Source organism: Mesorhizobium sp. M7A.F.Ca.CA.002.05.1.1, assembly GCF_003998335.1.
Lineage (GTDB): Bacteria > Pseudomonadota > Alphaproteobacteria > Rhizobiales > Rhizobiaceae > Mesorhizobium.
Genome location: NZ_RZQI01001241.1, coordinates 1 through 1,309, shown reverse-complemented (window position 1 = coordinate 1,309; position 1,309 = coordinate 1). Strand labels below are relative to the sequence as shown.

The following is a 1,309-nucleotide window of genomic DNA, read 5'->3' as shown; positions in this document are numbered from 1 at the left end:
GGTTGGCGCCGAGCTGGCCGCCCGGGTGAAAGGTGCGGAAATGATCCGGCGTGAAGCCGCGTGCTTCGAGCAGCGCGATCGCCAGCGCGTCGCCCATCACCAGTTGCAGCAGCGTTGATGTCGTTGGCGCCAGGCCGTGCGGGCAGGCTTCAGGCGCGCGCGGCAAAAGCAGCACCACGTCGGCAGCCCGCGCCAGCGCCGATGTCTCTCCGGCGGTGATGGCGATCAGCGGAATGGAAAAGCGCCTGGAATAGGCGACGATGCCCATCAGTTCCTTGCTTTCGCCCGACCACGACATGGCGATGATGGCGTCGTCTCTGGCGATCATCCCGAGATCGCCGTGGTTGGCTTCTGCGGGATGGACAAAGAAAGCCGGCGTGCCGGTCGAGGCCAGCGTCGCCGCGATCTTCGAACCGATATGGCCGCTTTTGCCGACACCGGTGACGATGAGCCGGCCTTCAATCCCGGAGATCATCTCGACCGCCTGCGCGAAAGGCGCGGCCAATCCGTTCTCCAAGGCCTCGGCAAGGGCTGCAACCCCAGCCTGTTCTGTCGCCACCGTCCTCAGCGCCGAAGCGATCGAGGCTTGCCTGTCCGAAGGCTTCTTATCCAGGGATCCCGCATGCATGGCTGATGCGATTAGCGCTTTGCCGGCGCGCTGTCCAACAGAAATGGCCCAAGGCATGTTGCCCGAACGTGCGCGGTGGTTTTGACGACGGCAGGCGCCAAAACCAAAAGCTTGACGCACGCGGTATGGATCCCTTTGGAAATCAGCGCTTCAGCTGGTTGACGGGCCGCCGCCTCAACCCTCCGTTAACCATCCCCATTTACGGTTCGGTAAGTATGGCGCGCGTGCGCCGCGCAAGCAGTGGTGGCGATGTCCGGGGCCCAGCCAGAAAATTCGACAGGACGAAAGGGCAAGGCGGTCTGCGCCTTGCTGCTGGCAACCAGCATGTTTGCCTTGCTGCGCCCGACTGCGCTCCATGCCCAGGAAACCGAACTGCGCGGCGAGGTTTCGGAATCGGCGATCCTGTCCGACCAGCAGCGCAAGGCGAGACAGCTGGCCCTGGCAGCGCAGGGTCAACAGCCGGCCAATGCCGCGCAGGACAATGCGCCGGCCCGCACCTATCTGCCGGCCAGCGCCGGTGCTGTGCCTGACGATACGGATACCGGCGATGCCATCGCGACCGGCAGCCTCTTCGACCAGCCGGCAGCCACTGACGACACGTCCGCCGACATCGCGGCGCCGCCCAAGCCTCGCCGCCGCTCATCGACTGCCGGGCAGAATGCTGCTGGCCAGGCCAAGGAC

General features: G+C 65.2%; 1 protein-coding gene and 1 pseudogene. One reads left to right on the top strand and one right to left on the bottom strand.

What is annotated here, in order from left to right; translation table 11 throughout:
* On the bottom strand, positions 1-628 hold a 628-nt coding region (locus EN939_RS34510; RefSeq protein ID WP_127271858.1), incomplete at its 3' end, for a KpsF/GutQ family sugar-phosphate isomerase.
* Between the two features lie 249 nt (positions 629-877).
* On the opposite strand from EN939_RS34510, the pseudogene EN939_RS34505 reads away from it, so the two are divergent.
* Positions 878-1,309: pseudogene (locus EN939_RS34505) on the top strand (outer membrane beta-barrel protein); the annotation flags it as partial.